We start from the raw sequence: 19,564 nt of genomic DNA, 5'->3' as shown, positions 1-19,564 counted from the left end.
CGCAACCTCTGTCCAAATAACCAGTTAACTCCCTTTACACACCCACAACCAAAACTCGCCAAACAGCAACTCAACCACTAAAAAAGCCACTCAGATATGTCATCTTTGTTGACTAGCACCAACTGCTGCGCTTTGGGGTCCGGGTCCAGCATTTTGGTATTCACTTGCATTTCCTGGATCAGATACTGAATCAGGCAGGCTCGGGTGGTGATGCGCAGTTCGCCGTTGTGCATCTGGTAATCGGTTTCGATTACCTCTTTCTGGGCGGGTGTCAGGCGTTGATCGGGGGCGAAGATCACCTCCGCCAGAGTATGCCAGGCGTGGTCATCTTCGCCGGTTTTATCCGATACTTGCTCCAGATCGGGTATACCTCGGAAGCGACTGAGTACAAAATCACGGTATTCCTGGCTTTTTTCACACCAGGCTCTCAGGTGCCAGCGCAGGCCGGTTTTTACAAAACTGTGAGGGACAAGGATTCGACCTTCCCGGTCGGGGTTGCTGAGGGAGACATAATCGACTTCCAGGGCTCGATGTTCGCGTATTGCCTGGACCAGTTGGCGCATCATTTCGGGCTGTATGTGACGCGGCGGTAGTGGGACGTCGTCGTAAGGGAGGGGTACATTCAGGCCCAGGGTGCTGCTATGGCGGGTTGCCCATTCCAGGTATTCCGCCACATCATTGTTCAGGTAGTTAGGCTTGAAGGTTGCGGTTGGCTGATAGACTTTTTGGTGGGTATTGTAGGTCAGGCTATCGGGTTGAAGGGTCAGGTAGAGGTTAATGCTCTTGCTGGCTGACTGACGGGAAATATTGAACTCTCGCACCAGGTCGGAGGTGTTCACCCGACCTTCCCACCAGGCCAGTAGCTCAATCAACCAAAGTCGCTGTTGTTCCAGAGTGCTCACTCTGACCGTCCTTATATCCATATGCTGATGCATCGAGTCTAATGTAACTTTCCCACAATTGCGACAGGGTTTAAGACTGGAAACACCTACCCTCAAGCGTTAAGCTTAGCGTTTATTTCAGCTCTTGCGATGACAGGATCACAACGCATGTCCACTCTCGAAACCACTCAGGCTTATCTTGAACGTCATCATGGTGGCGATGGAGCTCTGGCCGCCAAGCGTACCCTGGAAAGCCATCAGCGCAATCATGATGCGCATTTTCAGGCATTCTGGAATCAGCATGTCAATCTGAGCTCCGAAGCCACGTGTCATCTGGTCGATTTGGGCTGTGGGCCGGGGCTGTTTCTGAAGGATCTGCAGCAGCGCTACCCCAATGCCAGGCTGACCGGTATTGAGTGCGCACCCTATATGCTCAATCAGGTGGATAAGTTGCCGGATGCCATTCAGATTAAGGTCGCTGATCTGAATACGGATCTGCCTGAACTGTTTGCAGTCAACAGTCTGGATGTGGCGCTTGCCAATCGGTTGATTCACGAGTTGCATCAGCCTGTCAGCCTGTTTCGCAATCTGTTCCATTGGCTAAAACCTGGTGGCGTGTTTATTCTGGTGGATATGGTGCGCCAGCCACTGAAAAGCTACCTGACACATGAACTCAAGGGTGCTTCATTAACTGACTCGACACTGACCGATGTGCAGTTGCTGGCAACGTTTCAGCATTATCTGGAGCATAATCGCTATCATAGTCAGGACCTGTGCGATCTGCTGACGATGTGTGGTTTTGAGTTACTCGCCTCTGAATCTATCCGCAGTGGCCGTGCAGTACAGATTGCTGTGCGTAAACCCTGATTGGCGAGATGAAATCGTATCAACTGAGCCGCTTTACAGGTTAGAATAGCGCAACACGATAACGGGGATATACACATGACTGCAGCCAGCACCGGTTTGATCACAGAAGCTGAACTTGACCAGCTAGAAGCCTTTCTTTTTTCATCCGCTGTATCTGAGGATGCCTTGGATTTAATTGGAACGCACGGTCTGTTGTGTGCGGTGAATATCAGCCCGGAAAAGGTACCTGAGCAGGAGTGGCTGGATCTGTTGTTCGATTCGGAACCCAACTGGGAATCTGAAGCGCAGAAAACAGATATTATTGGCCTGTTGCGCAAGCTAAATCACACCATTGGTCATGATCTGTATAACGATCAGGAAACACTGCTGCCCTGTGAGCTAACCCTGGATACCGATGAAGACGACGAAGAAGACACCACGGAACTGACCATCTGGGCACAGTCCTTTATGGAAGGTGTGTTCATGCGTGAAGAAAGCTGGTTTGGCGAAGATGAGGAAACTGTAGCCGGTATGCTGTTGCCGATTATGGTGGCGTCTGAATTGTTTGATGACCCTGAAATTCTGGAGATTCGCCAGGATCGTGCGTTAAGCGAAGAGATGGCGGAGCAGATTCCGGAGTTGTTGGTGGATCTGTATTTGTATTATCACGCGCCGGATAAGTAATTTATCACCTAGAGAGATTTATCGCCCGCTATTCGCTACAAGAGCATCTTCGCCCACAGAGTGGGCTCCAACAAGGGCTCCTACAAGGGTAATTTTGTAGGAGCTCGGTCTCCGAGCGAATGATTAATTCCTTGTAGGCCCCTGGTCTCCGAGCGAATTAATTAATCCCTTGTAGGCCCCTGGTCTCCGGGCGAATGAATTAATCCCTTGTAGGAGCCCGGTCTCCGGGCGATGATTCGCTCGCAGAGCGAGCTCCTACAAGGAGAGGATAACTTAATAGGTTACCCGCATGGTGCTGCCTTGTCCCAGAACGCGGACACGATCACCGGGGCTGAATACCTGGTTCTGATCCACTTCCTGCACTACAGAAACGGCTGAGCCATTATCCAGACGAACGGTGATTTCCACACCCTGACGACGGCTGGTCGCTTCTTCAACACGCTGTCCGGCAATACCACCAGCCACAGCGCCCAGTACCGTAGCCAATTGCTGGCCAGTACCACCACCTATCTGATGACCCAAAACGCCACCGACTACAGCACCGGTACCTGCACCCACTACACCATCGGTGCGACCTTCAATAATAATAGGCACAACGGACTCAACACGGCCTGTTTGTACTGACTGTGCCTGACGGGCTTCTCCACGGCTATAGCTGGTGCCGGTTAGCGTAGATTGCGCACAACCACTCAGCAGTACCGTGCCACTGAGCAGGATGGTCAGATAGGCCACTGATTTTTTATTCATAACACGTCTCCTTTAAGAACATATTCTGTCCTATTAGCCTAACAATAGACTATTTTACAACAGCAAAGCTGAATGGAGCATGAGCGAACGGGTGAATGCTTGCAATCAAGCCAGTTGATTAGAGCCATACAGTTTTTTGTAAAGACCCTGCTGCTGCAATAACTCATCATGACTGCCCTGCTCGGCTATTTGACCATCTTCAAACACATACACTTCATCGGCCTGCTTTACCGCACTTAACCTATGCGCCACAATAATGGTGGTGCGATTTTGCAAAAAGCGTTTCATCGCCTCATGCAAGCGGGCCTCAGTACCTGTATCCAGTGCAGAGGTAGCTTCATCCAGAATCACCACCGCCGGATCACTGAGCACCATGCGTGCAATCGCCAGGCGCTGTCGCTGCCCACCGGATAACCGCACCCCCTGGCGCCCCACCAGGGTATCTAATTGATCGGGCAGTTCCTGTTCTACAAAGTGATCAAGCTGCGCAACCTTGAGCGCCTGCCAGCATTGTTCATCGGTAAGTTCATGACCCATCATTAAGTTATCACGCACAGTGCCATTGAACAGCGCGGGCTGTTGCAATACCGTTGCAACCTTTTCCCTGACTCTGGAATAACCAATTTCACGTACAGAGACGCCATTAAAGCGCACATCACCCCGGGTAGCAGGGTAGAGCCCCAGCAACACCTGAACCAGGGTTGATTTACCGCCCCCGCTTGCCCCTACCAACGCCACTTTTTTACCGGCTGGAATGTGCAGTGAAATCCCGCGCAACACCTCCTGTCCGGGACTGTAACTAAAATGAATGTCTTCCAGATCGATACTGACACTGGTTTTCGTTTTGAAAGGATCAGTCAGAGCCGGGTAACGGGGCTCTTCTTTAAGCTCCATCAAGCGATTCACCCGAGCCAGGGCCGCTTTGGCACCGAACCAGGCATATTGAATACCGAGTATTTCCTGTACCGGTCCCATCATAAACCAGAGATAGCCAAACACGGCCATCATTTGTCCGACCGACAGATCAGAAAACAGCACCATCAACATGGCAACAGAGCGGAACAGATCGAAACCGATCAAAAATACCAGAAAGCTAAAACGGCTCGCCGCATCCGACTGCCATTCGAAGCGGCTGGAATGATCCCTGACATCACGCGCTGTGTTCACCAGTCTGCTAAGGTAATGTTGCTCACGGTTACTCGCACGTATCTGCTGAATCGCATCCAGCGTTTCGGTCAGTGCCCCCTGAAATACCTCATAAGACAGATTCTCCTGCTTCTTAAGATCCTTAACCCGTTTGCCAATCAACATTGTCAGCCAGATGACAAATGGATTCAGAAACAAAATAAACAGCGCCAGTTGCCAATGCATCCATAACAGAATAATCGCCGTCCCCAGTATTGATAAAAACGCTACCAACAAACGGCTGATTGAACTGCCGACAAAGCGATCGACGGTATCCAGATCGGTGACAAAATGAGACGCGACCCGGCCACTACCCAGCGTCTCATACTCGGCCATGGAGATACGCTGCAAATGCCCCAGCAACGAAGCACGTATTTGAAAAATCAGGTCTTTGGAAATAATAGTAAACTGACGCGCCTGCCAGACATTCAACAATATGGCGCTAATACGTAACAACACCGTGAACGCAAATACCGAAAAAATATACAAGGCCGGCCCCTGCCACTCCACCGGAAACACCTGGTTAACCCCAGCTACAATGCTGGCAGGTTGATCCAGTAACACTTCATCTACCAACAGCGGCATCAGAAGTGGGACAGGCACCGCTGCGACAGCCGCAAGCACAGCAATCACATTGGCCATAATCAATTCACGACGATGGCTTAAGGCCACACGCCAGATCGACTGCCAGGTATAGAGAGAGGAAGATCCTTCAGACACACGCTGCTCCTTAGGTAACAAACCAGGGAATAAGATCAGCGAGTTAAGATCTCGTCCCATCGGGTAATTTATAGCAATTTATGGTAGTTTATGCGCTTTCCTGAAACCAATCAGACTGATAATCATGGATAGCCTGACACTAAATCCGCTTTGCCGCGCCGAAGGCGAGGTACAACTTCCAGGCTCAAAAAGCCTGTCGAACCGCTTGCTGCTGCTGGCAGCCCTGGCTGAGGGCGAAACCCGCATTACCAACCTGCTGGACAGCGATGACGTCAAACATATGCTCAACGCATTGACGCAGCTAGGTGTTCACTATCAACTTTCTGATGATCGCCGCACTTGTACCCTGACAGGTACGGGAAAGCCCTTCAGCACAGATCAGGCTTTGGAATTATTCCTCGGCAATGCCGGTACCGCCATGCGTCCACTCTGCGCGGCACTTTGCCTGGGTCGTGGTGATTTCACCCTGACCGGTGAACCGCGCATGTCTGAGCGTCCGATTCGTGATCTGGTAGATGCCTTACGCCCACTGGGTGCCGAGGTGACCTATTTAGACAATGACGGCTATCCACCGCTGACACTGCATGCTAATGGCCTCAAAGGCGGACACGTCAGCATTCGTGGCAATATTTCCAGCCAGTTTCTGACCGCTTTGTTGATGGCCGCACCCTTGGCTGAAAATGATCTGATCATCGATGTTGAAGGCGAACTGGTTTCTAAACCCTACATAGATATTACGCTGCACAGTATGCAACTTTTCGGCATTAAAGTCGAGAATGAGAATTATAAGCGTTTTACTATCAAAGCCGGTCAGACCTACGTTTCACCCGGTGACGTGATGGTTGAAGGCGATGCCTCTTCCGCCTCCTACTTTTTAGCTGCCGCCGCTATCGCTGGCGGAACTGTCCGGGTGTATGGCGTTGGTTCAGAAAGTGTTCAGGGCGACAAAGCCTTCGCCGACGTGCTGGCTCAGATGGGCGCAAAGGTCAACTATGGCCCAACCTGGATAGAAGTTAGCCGCGGTGACACACTCAACGGCATAGATGTGGATCTGAACGCCATACCGGATGCCGCCATGACTATCGCCACCACCGCATTGTTTGCTCAAGGCCCAACAGCGATTCGCAATGTGTACAACTGGCGAGTCAAAGAAACCGACCGCCTCAGTGCCATGGCGACTGAACTGCGTAAAGTCGGTGCAGACGTAGTCGAAGGTGAGGACTTTATTGAAATCACTCCCCCTGCCCGCTTAACCTCAGCGGCCATCGACACCTACGACGATCACCGCATGGCCATGTGCTTTTCACTGGCCGCCTTTGGCGATGTCCCCATCACCATTAACGATCCAGGCTGTACCCGCAAAACTTTTCCGGAGTATTTTGATTTGTTTAGGGCTATTACCAAAACGCGGTCGTAAAACAGGCTTTGTCGGAATTCACCTCTGAGACGGCATTGAGGTTTGGAGGGGGCTGCTCTTTATCGATGAGTTCTGATCTGACGATATTTATCTCTTTAGGTGCAGTTATGCCGAACCTGAGTTGTCCACCATTTATACAAGTGACGGTAAGGCATATGTCATCGCCTAGTTTGATAGGATTAGCTGCTAAAGTCGTGCGTTAAACTATAGCGAACCTATTCAGGCCAGGCTCGCTCCTTTTATCACCGCCCTCGGAAGAGATCCGTTAAAGGGTTATCGCCTTCACGGGTCGTTTGCGGGAAGGCGGGATGTTCCCACATGTGTTGCAATACACGCCGCACCGCTGGGCGATGTGAATGATCAAAAATACTGCCGTCTGGGAGCATTCCTGGGCGAATGCCCAGCGCACCTCGAAAACTGTTAAATGCAATGGAATCAGCGATGCTCATTAGATTTGGATCCGAATATGTCAATGCCAGCAGAAACTCCAGAAACTCAGCCAGTTGATCAGGTGGCAAGTCGAGCATGGCAGCAGAAGCTCCAGCTTTTATCCCAATTCCAACCGATGGGTCAGCGACAAGCTGTCGAACCAGAAAGCTCCACCCTGCGGGGTTCTGCCTGATCTCCTGAAAAAATTCGGTATTTGCAGAGTTGAACGTGACATCTGGAAAGCGCGTTGAAAAATGTTGCTCCGCCAAGGCCTTAAACTCTTCGTATTCCATCTCCACCTTCCTGATACTGTGATCTTGTGTTATGTTCCATAGTATGCCAGACAGGACAATCAACAATCCCATCAGAAGCACGACAAGAGTTCTTTTATTCACTTTTCTTCCTCATTCTTTACTTCGACTCCTGCCGATGGGTAATTTATGCTTCTTTCGCCATCGTCCTCACTAGTTCGAAAGCCCCAATCATTATTTACTATCTGACGAGCATTAGCCGAAATCGTCTTGCCCTGCATAATTACAACAGTGTGATGACAGGCGTTGGTCACCTGTGCAAGACCCTGGCCGTCCTCTGGATATGTGATAATGCCAACATGACCGGATGCCAGCGCACTTTGCGATTCAATCGCCAAAATTGATCCCGGCGATACAGGATTGCGCCCGTTCTGAAATTGGATGTTTTGCCATTCAGGTGTTGGATCGGATTCAGAGTTATCCTCTTCAGCCCAATGTCGCGCCAGTGCCGGAACCGTGTTATCACCCCTGAGCCAGCTCCACCGACGAGCATAAGTATACGCAGGGGAGCTGCCATATACTTGCTCAATCATATCGTAAATGAAAAAATTGCACTTGTTGGTTCCATGCCTCATCGACATTTTACCGTCAAACGATTTCACCTTCTCGACGAAAGCCCACCGCGTACTACCGACCTCTAGCAAAGCTCTCTCCACCAGCGCGTCCGTTCCCGTAAACATAGCTTCGATCACGTATTGTCCACAAGGGATATTGGAAAACGTAACCTCTCCGGTGGTTGTCGACTCTTCTCGCCGAATCGGTCCAGAAATTTTCACAGTGACTTCGCCACCGACCAGCACTTGGCTGTCGCGCATATAAGGCAGCACGGTATCCGCATCGTTGCCATAATGCAGGGAAACCGTTAGCTCGCCTGAGCAGGGCGCGACCACCGCATCAAAGTCCTGTCGAGAAGCATCGTTGGGAGGAAGTATCTCTGTAGTCGTCATATGTTTGACCTTATTTGTGTCTGGACCATCCGTAAAAAGTCCTCTGCGCGTTTAGCATCATCGCGGTCGATCTGCTCAAGTGTTTTCCGCATTTGCTCATCAAACGGTTCGTATCGAGCCCCAAGTAAAACAAAACCGGTCAGAGCGTAACGCATAGCATAGGCAGACCGTATGGCAAGGCTCTCAAGGTATGGCAGCTCGCGCCTAAACGACGCCATGATTTCGTCATCTGCAGGAAGATCAGCGTAGTGGGATTTCATCCAGGTGAGGGTTTCACACAAGAAGGCCTCTCCACGCGCTTGACGCAGGTCTTGTAGCAAAACTCCAGACAACACAAAAGGTCGGGCCTCCGCCAAAGACTTCAGACATAATATGTAAGAATTCCGGCGAAGTGTGGCCAGGATTCTTATTGGGCTGCCATTTATCGACAACATATTGCTGGCCATTTGATGATCCAGATTTTCGCAAAAACCACGCAGGTATGCCCCCTCCCAAAACCTGAAATAAAACCATTTCCCGTCTTCACCCTGCACCTTGGTGAATTTGCGCAGATGCTTGCGCAGCGCCTCAAATCCGGTTCGGGAGCGCAGGAATATGCCGAGTTCTCTCTCCCACAGCCCGCACAGTCCTTCAGGGCCAGTGAACAGGCGACGGGTGAAGTCACTGTCCTCGGTTAGTTCCACCAGATAGGGTGCGTGCTCGGCCAGTTCGTATTGTGCCTCGCCCTGAAACAGCGACCGATACTGCAGGTCAGAGCTCTCCAGCAGGCTGGTCAGTAAATACGGCATCTTGGCCGCGTCCAGCACGGCATAGGTGGCCAGCGGCGGGGTGTCGTCGCCAAATTCGGTACGTTCAGCCTCGGTTGGGTCGAGCTGGCCGAACAGCGCTTCGTACAGCGCATCGGGTACATTCTTCTTCGGGTACACACCAAATTGTGCATCCAGCGGTGTGATGAGGCCAATCTCTTCGATCTGAAGCCAGCTCTGGTCTTGTGCTGTCGCATCGTCTGAGCCAGCTTGCACGGTCATCGGTCCAAGTGCGACGCGCTGCTCTTCATTCACCGAGCGTGCTAATACTGCGCCCCCCGCTGCTGGATATCGCGCTACCCAAGAAAGAGCAGGCAGGACATCATCAGTCCAGTAAAACTGATACCCCTGCGCACGCAGCGCCTCCGCGACCATTGTTTCATAGTCATTTCGATCCGCGCAAAATACCGCCGCAACCAGATGAACCTGTTCATCCGCGCGCGAGGCGTAGCAATGACCAAGGAATGAATTCATGGAGTCACCTTGTCGGTCGAAGAGTTCTTACATTTGGGGCATTCTTCGACCAGAGGGGTATCGATAGCCAGGAGCCTGTCCTGTTGGGTAAAGAGAGCCATAGTAATCCCTTATCAAGCATTCCATTCACGTTGTGCTATTTACTATGCGAGTCAGTAAAAACAGATTTTTGAGCTGTTTATGTTGATGCTTTGGGTACGAACAAAAAACATCCAGTCGTGTGACAGGTTGCTGGTTGTGGTAGTCGTAATAATTGAAAAGGAGCAAGGGGCCCTCTGAGTCGAGGGGATACAGGTTTGGCCTTGAAATAAAAACTGTTTGGGGCCAGTGTGATTCAGTCTGGGAAACGGCATGACTATCTCCTTGTCGTATTTTGATTATTACCTGCAGAAATGGTCCTTACTTCTGGGACCAGAGCTTAATTTTTTTAGTGTACAGCGTCAATAGATCAAACGGCAGCTTGTTGAGCTGACTCATAGAAACCGGTGATTAAGCATTACCTAAGCTTACCCAGTTGTAGTTTATCGGGCTTTGATATTAATTCCACATAAGCTGAATATGATTAATGTAGAAAGGGTAATATTAGGACTGGCACAGAGGTTCGGCGGGATGGTGGTATCGCTTTGATGTGACCGTCTGCCGCCAGGGAAGGCGGCAGCCGAGCGAATCAGGGATGATGAAAGCGTGTCACAGTAAAGTGAAACCACCATCCCATAAGACCACAGTCAGAGCGATTTTTCCAACTCAGGTACAGCCTCAAACAGATCAGCGACCAAACCATAGTCCGCGACCTGGAAGATAGGTGCATCTTCATCTTTATTGATGGCAACAATCACCTTGGAGTCTTTCATACCGGCCAAATGCTGGATGGCTCCGGATAAGCCCACACCAATATACAGCTCAGGTGCGACCACCTTACCGGTTTGACCTATCTGATAGTCATTGGCAACAAAACCAGCATCTACCGCTGCACGAGTTGCACCTACGGCGGCACCGAGTTTATCCGCCAGCGTTTCCAACATTTCAAAATGGGCTTTATCGCCCATACCACGACCACCGGAAACGATGATCTTAGCGGTCGTCAGTTCAGGGCGATCAGACTGCGCCAGTTCTTCAGAAACCAAACGGCTCAAACCGGTATCGGTCACCTGAGACAGGCTTTCAACACTCGCCGATCCACCTTCGATTGCGGCTGGATCAAATGAAGTACCGCGCACGGTGATCACTTTGACAGCATCCAGAGACTGAACCGTTGCAATCGCATTACCGGCATAAATCGGACGTTTGAAAGTATCGGCAGACTCTACCGACATGATTTCAGAAATCTGTCCTACATCCAGCAGTGCTGCAACACGCGGCATGAAGTTTTTACCGTTAGTAGTCGCTGGTGCCAGAATGTGGCTGTAGTCAGCGGCGATCTCTTTAATCAGCGCCGCTACGTTTTCTGCAATCTCATGATCATAAACGGCATTATCAGCCAACAGTACCTTACGTACACCTGGCACCTTCGCCGCCGCATCAGCCGCAGCAGCACAGCCATTACCCACGACCAGCAGGTCAATATCGCCACCAATTTGGGTGGCCGCTGTGACGGTAGACAGGGTCGCTGATTTCAACAGCGCATTATCATGTTCAGCAATCAGTAAAATAGCCATCAGATCACCTTCGCTTCGTTTTTCAGTTTGTCGACCAGCTCAGCGACGCTGGCTACCTTAATACCTGCCTGACGTTCAGCCGGTGGCTCGACTTTTAGCAGTTTGGTGTTCGCTTTCACTTCAACGCCATAGTCTTCCGGTGATTTGGTATCCAGCGGTTTTTTCTTGGCTTTCATGATATTGGGAAGTGAGGCATAACGGGGTTCGTTCAAGCGCAGATCCACGGTGAGTATTGCTGGCAGTTTGACCGCCAGGGTCTGCAGACCTCCGTCAATTTCACGCACAACCTGTGCTTCAGTGTCACTCAATTCAAGACCTGAAATAAACGTGCCCTGCGACATACCCGTCAAAGCCGCCAGCATCTGACCGGTCTGATTATTGTCGGTATCGATGGACTGTTTACCCATGATCACCAGGCCCGGCTGCTCTTCTTCAATGATTTTTGCCAAAATCTTCGCCACTGTCAGAGATTCCAGAGCCTCTTCAGACTTGACCAGAATCGCCCGATCCGCACCCATAGCAAGGGCCGTACGCAGCTGTTCCTGTGCATTCTGAGGTCCCATGGACACGACAATCACTTCAGAAGCCTTACCCGCTTCTTTCAACCGCACAGCTTGCTCAACGGCGATTTCGCAAAACGGGTTGACTGCCATTTTGACATTTTTCAGGTCGACATCCGTGTTGTCCGCTTTGACGCGCACTTTCACGTTATAGTCGATCACACGTTTGACCGTAACTAGTACCTTCATTTATTTATTTCCTTCAGTTTTACCGATCTGAATCCACATCGGACTATAGCAGAAATCACTGTGAGCACCATAACCGCGTGGCTATAAGAAAATTTTATCAAATAAGGGTTTTCACTTATACTACTAAACATTAATTCCGTTACAACTCAGGTAAACTGAGGGGAATGAACCGGCAGTTGATGCTTTTTTGCTGCACTGCAACTGTTTATTGCCCTGGATGTAACCAAAAACTAACAAAAAAGGGCATACTGAGGGCATCATTTGTTGAAAGTGTTCTAAAGTTTGAACACCCTGTAAGGCTATAATTAACCTGTCTGAAAATAATATAAGGAGCCAGAACTGTGGAACGTGAATCGATGGAGTTTGATGTCGTCATCGTCGGTGCAGGTGTCACCGGTTTATCGGCGGCCTGCCGCCTGATGCAGAAAGCCCAGGAACAAGAGCAGGAACTGACGGTCTGTGTCGTAGAAAAAGGTTCCGAAGTCGGTGCACACATTCTCTCCGGCGCGGTTATGGAAACACGTGCGCTGGATGAACTGTTTCCCGACTGGCAGGAACGCGAAGCACCTATTTCCTGTAAAGTTACCAGTGAAGATACCTTTTTACTGCTGAACGAAACCAAAGGCATTAAACTGCCCGGATTTGCAGTTCCCAAGCCGATGCACAACAAGGGCAACTATATTGTCAGCCTGGCCAATGTCACCCGCTGGATGGGCGAGCAAGCTGAAGCACTGGGTGTGGAAGTCTTCCCAGGCTTCCCAGCATCTGAAATCCTTTATCATGAAGATGGCAGCGTTAAAGGTATCGCCACCGGTGATATGGGTATCGGTGCTGATGGCGAACCCAAGGATAGCTATACACAGGGAATGGAGTTGCATGCCAAATATACGCTGTTTACTGAAGGTGTCCGCGGTCACTTAGGTAAACAGCTGCTGGAACGATTTGAGCTGGATAAAGGCAAAGATCCCCAGCACTATGCCATCGGCATCAAGGAACTCTGGGATATCGATCCTGCTAAAAGTAAGCCTGGCTTGGTAGTGCATGGCTCTGGCTGGCCACTGACAGACGGTGCCGGCGGTGGCTTCTTCCTTTACCACGATGAAGGCAACCAGGTGGAAGTCGGTCTGATTGTTGACCTTAACTATTCCAACCCCTGGCTCAGCCCTTTCGATGAGTTCCAACGCTTCAAGCACCATCCAGAAGTGAAGCAATATCTGGAAGGTGGTACCCGCGTTGCTTACGGAGCTCGTGCCATAACCAAAGGCGGTCTGAACTGCCTGCCAAAAATGACTATGCCTGGCGCGTTTATACTCGGCTGTAATGCCGGCACACTGAACTTTGCCAAGATCAAAGGTATTCATACCGGCATGAAATCCGGCATGCTGGCAGCAGAAGTAATTGCCGATGCGCTGAAAGAAGGTGATGAAGGTGGTAAGGATCTGACCCAGTTCGAGCAGAGCTATCAGAACTCCTGGCTATATGATGAACTGTATCGTGGCCGTAATTTTGGCCCAGCCATGCATAAATACGGTACGTTCCTGGGTGGTACGTTTAACTTTATCGACCAGAATATCTTTGTCGGCAAGATTCCACTGACCTTGCATGATCTGCATAAAGATCATGAAATGCTGAAGCCTGCGGCCGAGTCCAAGAAGCTGGAATACCCTAAACCTGACGGTAAGTTGTCATTTGACAAGCTCTCATCGGTGTATTTATCCAATGCCAGTCATGAAGAGGATCAGCCTTGCCATTTACGCCTGACCGATCCAGACCTGCCGATTCGTGACAACCTGCCAAAATATGGTGAACCGGCACAGCGTTATTGCCCAGCCGGCGTTTATGAAGTCATTGAAGAAAGCAGCGGCCCGAGGTTCCAGATCAACTTTTCTAACTGCGTTCACTGTAAGACTTGTGATATTAAAGACCCGGCACAAAACATCACCTGGGTAACCCCCGAAGGCGGCGGTGGTCCAAACTATCCAAACATGTAAGGGGTGTAACTCCTGACATTGGGCTCCTGCATTCTCCGGTGTTTGCAGAAGCAGGAGCCCGTTTTACTTCAGTTTCACTTCAATGCCCGCAATGCGATCTTGCGCTGGTCTTCCAGCCGGGCACTCTGTAATCCCGCCATATACGCCTGTGCGGTTTGCAAGCTGGTATCTGCCGACGTCAGTCCGGTCAGTATCCGACTTGCCATCGCCATATCATTCACCTGACCCAGCGCCCGTACTGCCGTCACTACAGAATCGTATTCGGGCAGGGTTTTACCAGCAGGCAGTATCGTCATAAAAAACTCCAGAGCATAGCGCAGAGGTTTCAAGGCGATACGGAGTTGATGCAAATCGGCCAGATCACCTTTGAGTGCTTTTCGATAGCGTTTATGAACCCGCTGCCGCAAGGATTTCAGTTGCTGTTTCACAAACGACTTTAGGGTTTCATCTTCATGATCAGGTGATTCCAGCGCATGTAGCTCGGTCACCAGCATCAAAATCAAGCGTCCCTGGCGCTGTAAATCGGGATGTTCCATCAAGGCATGTCTTGCCAGATCACGCTGCTTGATCACCAGTTGATGCAACTCAGGAAAATGCCAATGATCTGTTTCAGGCAAAAGACGCAATGCGGGCAATAGCTCATCACTCATGACATCCAGATCCCGCACTTCAGAAAAAAGCCGGGCATTATCAGCCAGAGTCTTGTTCCAGTATACAAACCAGTCTTGCGGAAGAATCGGTTTAAACAGGCGCAACAAGGCTCTGAGCCGACGCTGGCTGATACGTAACTGATGCACAAACTCCGGATCATCGCTATTTGCCGCACCACCAGCGTTACCCTGCCACTGAGCAATGCAGGCAAACGCCAGGGCTTTAAACGCGGCCAAGGGAGTCTGATGCTTATGCAACAACACCGCAGGCATTTTCATTGGGCCATCGGTTTCGCCGTTGAACAACTTATAACCACGCTCAGCTTTAGATATATCGCTGGGCATCAAGGGCAACGTCTCTGCCAAGTCAACAGCCAGATGCAGCAATTCCCCCGGTTGACCTGATACCAACTCAAGCTCCAGTTCGCAAATCGGCAGCCTCCCTCCCTGAGCAAGAATATCGCCCTGATCCAGCATCAGCAGTACTTCGGCACCAGAATCCATTTTCAGAAACAACGTTTCGCGATTAAACAGCGTAGTGAACACCGGTTGCAACTGCGGCTGAAGCTTTTGCAGCATCTTCCGTACCGGCTTCAGTTCTATATCCGTAAAGTCGAATTCACCGGTATAAGGTTTTTCCCATTCCGGGCGCTGACTCAACCCACCCACTGACACTGAAGCACATTTGATCGTTTGTAGCCAGATATCACCCTGCTGCCGTGTTCGCAAAGCCACTCGCTGCTGATGCAGCAACAGATCAGAAGTATCAAAGTAGGTATTATCCAGCGTTTTGACAGGTCCAACAGGCTCAGCAATCTGCAGCAACGGGTGAGCCCGGAGAGCCGACACAGATGACACAGGCAATGACAGCTTCAGTTCCGTTTCTTTTCCCATACAGCCTCCGAGACGCGTCTGTAGATATAAATTTACTATCAAGAGTATAAACTTAAATTATTGCCATAGATCGGCATTCACTCAAAATTCACGCTAAACTGTTAATATAGATACAACAGCCACATGGCTGGAAACAAGACAACCTGTTAAGGAGTTAACTATGACCAACATGGATATCGGTATAAACAAAGCAGACCGTGAAACCATTGCTGAAAGCCTGAAGCACCTGCTGGCTGACACCTACACACTGTATTTGCAAACACATAATTTTCACTGGAATGTGACTGGTCCGCAATTTCGCGAACTGCACCTGATGTTTGAAGAGCATTATACCGAACTGGCAGTAGCTGTAGATGATATTGCTGAACGTATACGTACGCTGGATGTTGCCGCACCAGGCACCTACAAAGAGTTTGTGCGCTTGAGCAACATTAAAGAAGTTGAAGGCGTGCCAGCAGCTAAAGAGATGGTGGATATCCTCACCCAGAGCCACGAAACTGTCGTCAGAACCTGCCGTGATGTACTGAAACACGCCCAAGGCGCTGATGATGAGTCCACCGCAGCACTGGCTTCTGACCGCATGCGTGTGCACGAAAAAACCGCCTGGATGTTGCGGGTTATAAACAAGTAGGAGCCCGGTCTCCGAGCGATATGGGTTTTTGGTCTCCGGGCGATATGGATTTTTTGTAGGAGCCCGGTCTCCGGGCGATATGGATTTTTTGTAGGAGCCCGGTCTCCGGGCGATTTGTTCGCTCACAGAGTGAGCTCCTACGAGTGAGCTCCTACGAGCGTGCTCCTACGCATTGAAAAAGAAGATGAGAGGTTCACATGGCATCCTTGCCAGCTCCCCTCTCGTCACTGAACGATCCTTGTTCAGCGGCCACTGAAGGACCAGAAAAGTGGACTTTTTATCAGATAACTTCATTCCCTGAAGTTTGCTGCCAGTCCTTGGCTTATCTGATAGCTTCAGGTTATTCACTTATTATCAACATGGATATAGGAGTTTTTCCTAAAAATAGCATTTTTTAAGAAAAACATTCCAGAATTGATCTGAATCAATACATTTGTGCAATTTTATCCACCTAAATATCTAATTATTCGCTCGCGGGCTCCTACAGGGTAGAGGTATTCTTGTAGGAACCCGGTTTCTGGGCGATTGGGTTCGCTCGCGGAGCGAGCTCCTACAGGGGGCGGGGTATTCTTGTAGGAACCCGGTCTCTGGACGATTGGGTTCGCTCGCGGAGCGAGCTCCTACAGGGTAGGGTATTTTTGTAGGAGCTCGGTCTCCGGGCGATTGGGTTCGCTCGCGGAGCGAGCTCCTACAGGGTGGGGGTATTCTTGTAGGAGCCCGGTCTCCGGGCGATTGGGTTCGCTCGCGGAGCGAGCTCCTACAGGGGGCGGGGTATTCTTGTAGGAACCCGGTCTCCGGGCGATTGGGTTCGCTCGCGGAGCGAGCTCCTACAGGGGGCGGGGTATTCTTGTAGGAGCCCGGTCTCCGGGCGATTTCTAGTTTTTTAATTGGCTAAATGCTTTCGGCTGAATAGGGTTAAGACTAACAACAGCAGCGTTGTCGAAAAAATCGCTACGATGCTCATGGCCATACCAATGCCTGGCGATCCCTGTTCAAACTGACCGAATACGAAGGTGGATACTGTAGTCACACCGGCTGGTGCGACCATCAGCGATGCAACTAATTCTCTGGATGCAATGGCAAATACCAACAGCATCGACACAATCAGGCTGGGTGCCATAGCTGGCAGCAAAATGCGGATAAACGCGACTGAAAAGCTGGCACCGAATACACGAGCGGCAGCTTCCAGATTTTCACTCATCTGCCTGAACGCGGCGCTGACATAGCGCACTGGATAGGGAAGTAATAAACAGGCATAAGCCAACACCAGCATGGCACTGGTGTTATAAATAGTGATCGGCCAGTGGCTTTGGTTCCAGGCCAGTATCAAGCCCACTGCCACCACTATGCCGGGCATGGCATTGGGTAGAAGTGAAAGAAAATCCAAAAAGCTCTTACCCTTAACCTTGGAGCGCACAACCAGATAGCCCACCAAGGCACCTAAAGCGCCCGTCAATAATGCCGCACTGGTTGCCAAAGACAGACTAGTGAGTAACGCATCCATTGCACCACCGCTATTATCCAGCAATGCCTGAAAATGGCGCAAAGACACATTATCCAGACTAAGCCCACCAGAGAGCGTTGACATAAACGATGTGACCAGCACGGCCAGAATGGGTATGGCAACCGAAACACTACCGACTAAAGCAAAAAAACAGCTGACCCATAGTTTATGACGCCCCAGGGGTATCGGCGTTGTAACAACGGGTTTTCCTGTCATAGACACATAGGAGCGCCGGGTTACCAACCAGTGTTGCAGGTAGAAACCGCACACGGCGATCATCACCAGGATCATCGACAGAATCGACGCTCCAGGAATATCAATTGGCCAATCTGAGAAACGTTCATGTATGCCCGTAACCAGAACATGAAAGCCCGCTTGCGCACCCAAGGTTGCTGGCGTACCAAATTCTTCGATAGTCAGTACAAATACCAACAACAGACTGGCGGCAATACCCGGTATCGATAAGGGTAGAGTCAAACGAAAAAAAGCGGACCAAGGCCCTGCGCCACAGATGCGACCAACATCGGCAAAACGCCCACCCACAACCATCAAGGTTCTGGATACAGCAAAATACACTACCGGGAACACATTCAGAATCATGACAAATACTATGCCCCAGAAAGAGAATAGAAAGCCATCGGCTGAAAAGCCCAGCAGTTGCTGTAAATAGCCACGATTTTGCAGCGTCATCATCCAGGCCAATGACGCAATATAGGGGGGAATCAAGAATGGGATCAAAAACACAACATCCCAAAGAGCAGCCCCTGGCACCTTGGTCAAGGCACGCAGAGCCCCCAAAGGAACTGCAATCAATGCCGTGCCGACTACGACAGCAATCGCCAGCTTAAGGGTATTCCAGATCAGTTTTAACAACTCAGGATCATGTAGAGTGGGTATGAACAATGAGAAGGGCTGGCTGAAACTCCCCAAAGCGATATCGGGAAATATTGCCTGCAGGAATACGTAAGCAAGCGGCATACCGACAAGCAATAACAGGATGCTGGTCGTAACCAGCATCCCTGACTGCGCGGCATTAATTCGCGGTACAAACATAAAGTAGCTTATTGTCCGGATGCAAAAATATCACTGAAGTTTTTCAGAATATCTGCACGGCGTGCTTTGTAAGCGTCTTCATCATACTGAATCAGGTTCAATTCCGAAATTGTCGGTCTTAAAGCTGAAATATCGCCACGTGCAGGCATCAAATAGACCTCTGCCACACGTTGCTGGCCGGCTTCAGAGAGCACATAATCTACAAACGCTTTAGCCAGATCTGGCTGTTGAGTTGATGCCATGATCATCATGGGCCGTGGTGCAATAACCGTACCTGAGCTCGGGAAAACCACCTCGATGGATTCACCCTTTGCTTGCTGTCCTAATGCTATGTAATCAACGGCTCCAAATACAACCGACTTGGCACCCTGAAGAACCGGGTTCAATGCGCGTGCGTTTGGACCGGGTACAATCATGCCGTTTTCTTGCAAGCCATTCATCAACTCCCAGGTCGACTCTTCACCCGTAGATGCCAGCAACCCGGTCAGCAATTGAAAGGCGGCTCCAGATTGAGCCGGATCAGGCATAGTGACTTCATTTTCATAAGCTGAATCCATCAGATCTGACCAATCACTTGGCATAGGTGTTGAGCTGTTGCGATTCCAGACCATTGCCAACGCCGACACACCCTGAGCGATGTAATGCGTATCCTGTAAAAAATCAGGTACTTTATCTGCATTTGCTGGAACATACTCCAACAAATCACCACGCGCTTTCAGCGCTACTGCTGAACTCCAGGATGCCGAAATCACGACATCAGCCAAAGGATTTGCACGCTCAGATTCCAAACGAGCCATCACCTGCCCTGTTGTGCTCTGAAACACGTTCACCTGTGTGCCAGTTTGCTCAGTAAAGTCCTTCGCTAGCTGATCGATCAGATTGCCAGGACCGGCTGAGTAAACAGTTAAAGGGGACGCCTGCAGGCTACCCACAGCAACAGAGAAAACGGTGGCTGTAACCAGTGTTATAAATCGCATGAGAATATTCCTA

General features: G+C 50.3%; 17 protein-coding genes. 5 read left to right on the top strand and 12 right to left on the bottom strand.

Translation table 11 applies throughout. From position 1 onward, the window contains the following. Nucleotides 1-77: 77 nt before the first annotated feature. The gene (locus tag F5I99_RS05725; RefSeq protein ID WP_225307571.1) at nt 78-902 is read right to left on the bottom strand and encodes a helix-turn-helix transcriptional regulator; all 825 of its coding nucleotides are present in this window, start codon (nt 900-902) and stop codon (nt 78-80) included. 147 nt (nt 903-1,049) lie between these two features. Between F5I99_RS05725 and F5I99_RS05720 the strand changes: the two genes are divergently transcribed. Both F5I99_RS05720 and F5I99_RS05715 read left to right on the top strand, forming a co-directional pair. Continuing rightward, the gene (locus F5I99_RS05720; protein ID WP_191905959.1) at nt 1,050-1,748 is read left to right on the top strand and encodes a class I SAM-dependent methyltransferase; all 699 of its coding nucleotides are present in this window, start codon (nt 1,050-1,052) and stop codon (nt 1,746-1,748) included. Nucleotides 1,749-1,823: 75 nt separating this feature from the next. Next, nucleotides 1,824-2,411 carry a YecA/YgfB family protein gene (locus F5I99_RS05715; RefSeq protein ID WP_151054066.1) on the top strand — a complete coding sequence of 196 codons (588 nt, stop codon included), beginning with the start codon at nt 1,824-1,826 and terminating at the stop codon, nt 2,409-2,411. A gap of 273 nt (nt 2,412-2,684) precedes the next feature. Here the strand turns inward: F5I99_RS05715 and F5I99_RS05710 are convergent, their stop codons facing one another. Both F5I99_RS05710 and F5I99_RS05705 read right to left on the bottom strand, forming a co-directional pair. After that, nucleotides 2,685-3,158: an outer membrane lipoprotein gene (locus F5I99_RS05710; protein WP_151054065.1), complete on the bottom strand. Its 474-nt coding sequence runs from the start codon at nt 3,156-3,158 to the stop codon at nt 2,685-2,687. A 105-nt stretch (nt 3,159-3,263) separates the two neighbouring features. Further along, nucleotides 3,264-5,063 (bottom strand): ABC transporter ATP-binding protein, encoded by a 1,800-nt coding sequence (locus F5I99_RS05705; protein ID WP_325063013.1) that lies wholly within the window; start codon nt 5,061-5,063, stop codon nt 3,264-3,266. Nucleotides 5,064-5,187: 124 nt separating this feature from the next. Between F5I99_RS05705 and aroA the strand changes: the two genes are divergently transcribed. Beyond that, nucleotides 5,188-6,480 carry a 3-phosphoshikimate 1-carboxyvinyltransferase gene (gene aroA / locus F5I99_RS05700; protein ID WP_151054063.1) on the top strand — a complete coding sequence of 431 codons (1,293 nt, stop codon included), beginning with the start codon at nt 5,188-5,190 and terminating at the stop codon, nt 6,478-6,480. Here the strand turns inward: aroA and F5I99_RS19950 are convergent. The 6 genes from F5I99_RS19950 to F5I99_RS05670 form a co-directional block, all read right to left on the bottom strand. Further along, the gene (locus F5I99_RS19950) at nt 6,461-6,655 is read right to left on the bottom strand and encodes a carbon storage regulator (RefSeq protein ID WP_151058994.1); all 195 of its coding nucleotides are present in this window, start codon (nt 6,653-6,655) and stop codon (nt 6,461-6,463) included. The genes aroA and F5I99_RS19950 overlap by 20 nt on opposite strands. Nucleotides 6,656-6,722: 67 nt before the next feature. Beyond that, complete coding sequence (locus tag F5I99_RS05690) at nt 6,723-7,304, bottom strand: hypothetical protein (RefSeq protein ID WP_151054062.1); 582 nt, start codon at nt 7,302-7,304, stop codon at nt 6,723-6,725. Further along, nucleotides 7,301-8,167 carry a CHAP domain-containing protein gene (locus F5I99_RS05685; RefSeq protein WP_151054061.1) on the bottom strand — a complete coding sequence of 289 codons (867 nt, stop codon included), beginning with the start codon at nt 8,165-8,167 and terminating at the stop codon, nt 7,301-7,303. The genes F5I99_RS05690 and F5I99_RS05685 overlap by 4 nt, the downstream gene beginning before the upstream one ends. Then, complete coding sequence (locus F5I99_RS05680) at nt 8,164-9,447, bottom strand: DUF4123 domain-containing protein (protein WP_151054060.1); 1,284 nt, start codon at nt 9,445-9,447, stop codon at nt 8,164-8,166. Before F5I99_RS05680 ends, F5I99_RS05685 begins: the two co-directional genes overlap by 4 nt. 725 nt (nt 9,448-10,172) lie before the next feature. After that, nucleotides 10,173-11,102 carry an electron transfer flavoprotein subunit alpha/FixB family protein gene (locus tag F5I99_RS05675; RefSeq protein WP_151054059.1) on the bottom strand — a complete coding sequence of 310 codons (930 nt, stop codon included), beginning with the start codon at nt 11,100-11,102 and terminating at the stop codon, nt 10,173-10,175. Next, nucleotides 11,102-11,851: an electron transfer flavoprotein subunit beta/FixA family protein gene (locus tag F5I99_RS05670; protein WP_151054058.1), complete on the bottom strand. Its 750-nt coding sequence runs from the start codon at nt 11,849-11,851 to the stop codon at nt 11,102-11,104. Before F5I99_RS05670 ends, F5I99_RS05675 begins: the two co-directional genes overlap by 1 nt. Before the next feature lie 356 nt (nt 11,852-12,207). Between F5I99_RS05670 and F5I99_RS05665 the strand changes: the two genes are divergently transcribed. Continuing rightward, nucleotides 12,208-13,842: an electron transfer flavoprotein-ubiquinone oxidoreductase gene (locus F5I99_RS05665; RefSeq protein WP_191906003.1), complete on the top strand. Its 1,635-nt coding sequence runs from the start codon at nt 12,208-12,210 to the stop codon at nt 13,840-13,842. Nucleotides 13,843-13,916: 74 nt separating this feature from the next. On the opposite strand, the gene F5I99_RS05660 is transcribed toward F5I99_RS05665, so the two are convergent. Next, nucleotides 13,917-15,386, bottom strand: coding sequence for a CYTH and CHAD domain-containing protein (locus tag F5I99_RS05660; protein ID WP_151054056.1), 1,470 nt, complete (start codon nt 15,384-15,386; stop codon nt 13,917-13,919). A 160-nt stretch (nt 15,387-15,546) separates the two neighbouring features. Here F5I99_RS05660 and F5I99_RS05655 point away from each other — a divergent pair, with 160 nt between their 5' ends. After that, on the top strand, nt 15,547-16,017 hold the full coding sequence (locus F5I99_RS05655) for a Dps family protein (protein WP_151054055.1): 471 nt from the start codon (nt 15,547-15,549) through the stop codon (nt 16,015-16,017). An 883-nt stretch (nt 16,018-16,900) separates the two neighbouring features. Here the strand turns inward: F5I99_RS05655 and F5I99_RS05650 are convergent. Further along, a complete protein-coding gene (locus F5I99_RS05650; RefSeq protein ID WP_151054054.1) occupies nt 16,901-18,574 on the bottom strand; it encodes an ABC transporter permease in 1,674 nt (557 codons plus the stop codon). 8 nt (nt 18,575-18,582) lie between these two features. After that, the gene (locus tag F5I99_RS05645) at nt 18,583-19,551 is read right to left on the bottom strand and encodes an ABC transporter substrate-binding protein (protein ID WP_151054053.1); all 969 of its coding nucleotides are present in this window, start codon (nt 19,549-19,551) and stop codon (nt 18,583-18,585) included. Nucleotides 19,552-19,564: the final 13 nt, after the last annotated feature.

The sequence above is a fragment of the Nitrincola iocasae genome (assembly GCF_008727795.1).
Classification (GTDB): Bacteria; Pseudomonadota; Gammaproteobacteria; order Pseudomonadales; family Balneatricaceae; genus Nitrincola; species Nitrincola iocasae.
This window is presented reverse-complemented; position numbering and strand designations above follow the sequence as displayed.

Coding starts and splice junctions, on each gene's coding strand:
- F5I99_RS05660 (WP_151054056.1), bottom strand. CDS start 15,386: ATGGGAAAAGAAACGGAACTGAAGCTGTCATTGCCTGTGTCATCTGTG.
- F5I99_RS05710 (WP_151054065.1), bottom strand. CDS start 3,158: ATGAATAAAAAATCAGTGGCCTATCTGACCATCCTGCTCAGTGGCACG.
- aroA (WP_151054063.1), top strand. CDS start 5,188: ATGGATAGCCTGACACTAAATCCGCTTTGCCGCGCCGAAGGCGAGGTA.
- F5I99_RS05675 (WP_151054059.1), bottom strand. CDS start 11,102: ATGGCTATTTTACTGATTGCTGAACATGATAATGCGCTGTTGAAATCA.
- F5I99_RS05715 (WP_151054066.1), top strand. CDS start 1,824: ATGACTGCAGCCAGCACCGGTTTGATCACAGAAGCTGAACTTGACCAG.
- F5I99_RS05665 (WP_191906003.1), top strand. CDS start 12,208: ATGGAGTTTGATGTCGTCATCGTCGGTGCAGGTGTCACCGGTTTATCG.
- F5I99_RS05655 (WP_151054055.1), top strand. CDS start 15,547: ATGACCAACATGGATATCGGTATAAACAAAGCAGACCGTGAAACCATT.
- F5I99_RS05650 (WP_151054054.1), bottom strand. CDS start 18,574: ATGTTTGTACCGCGAATTAATGCCGCGCAGTCAGGGATGCTGGTTACG.
- F5I99_RS05670 (WP_151054058.1), bottom strand. CDS start 11,851: ATGAAGGTACTAGTTACGGTCAAACGTGTGATCGACTATAACGTGAAA.
- F5I99_RS05720 (WP_191905959.1), top strand. CDS start 1,050: ATGTCCACTCTCGAAACCACTCAGGCTTATCTTGAACGTCATCATGGT.
- F5I99_RS05645 (WP_151054053.1), bottom strand. CDS start 19,551: ATGCGATTTATAACACTGGTTACAGCCACCGTTTTCTCTGTTGCTGTG.
- F5I99_RS05685 (WP_151054061.1), bottom strand. CDS start 8,167: ATGACGACTACAGAGATACTTCCTCCCAACGATGCTTCTCGACAGGAC.
- F5I99_RS05680 (WP_151054060.1), bottom strand. CDS start 9,447: ATGAATTCATTCCTTGGTCATTGCTACGCCTCGCGCGCGGATGAACAG.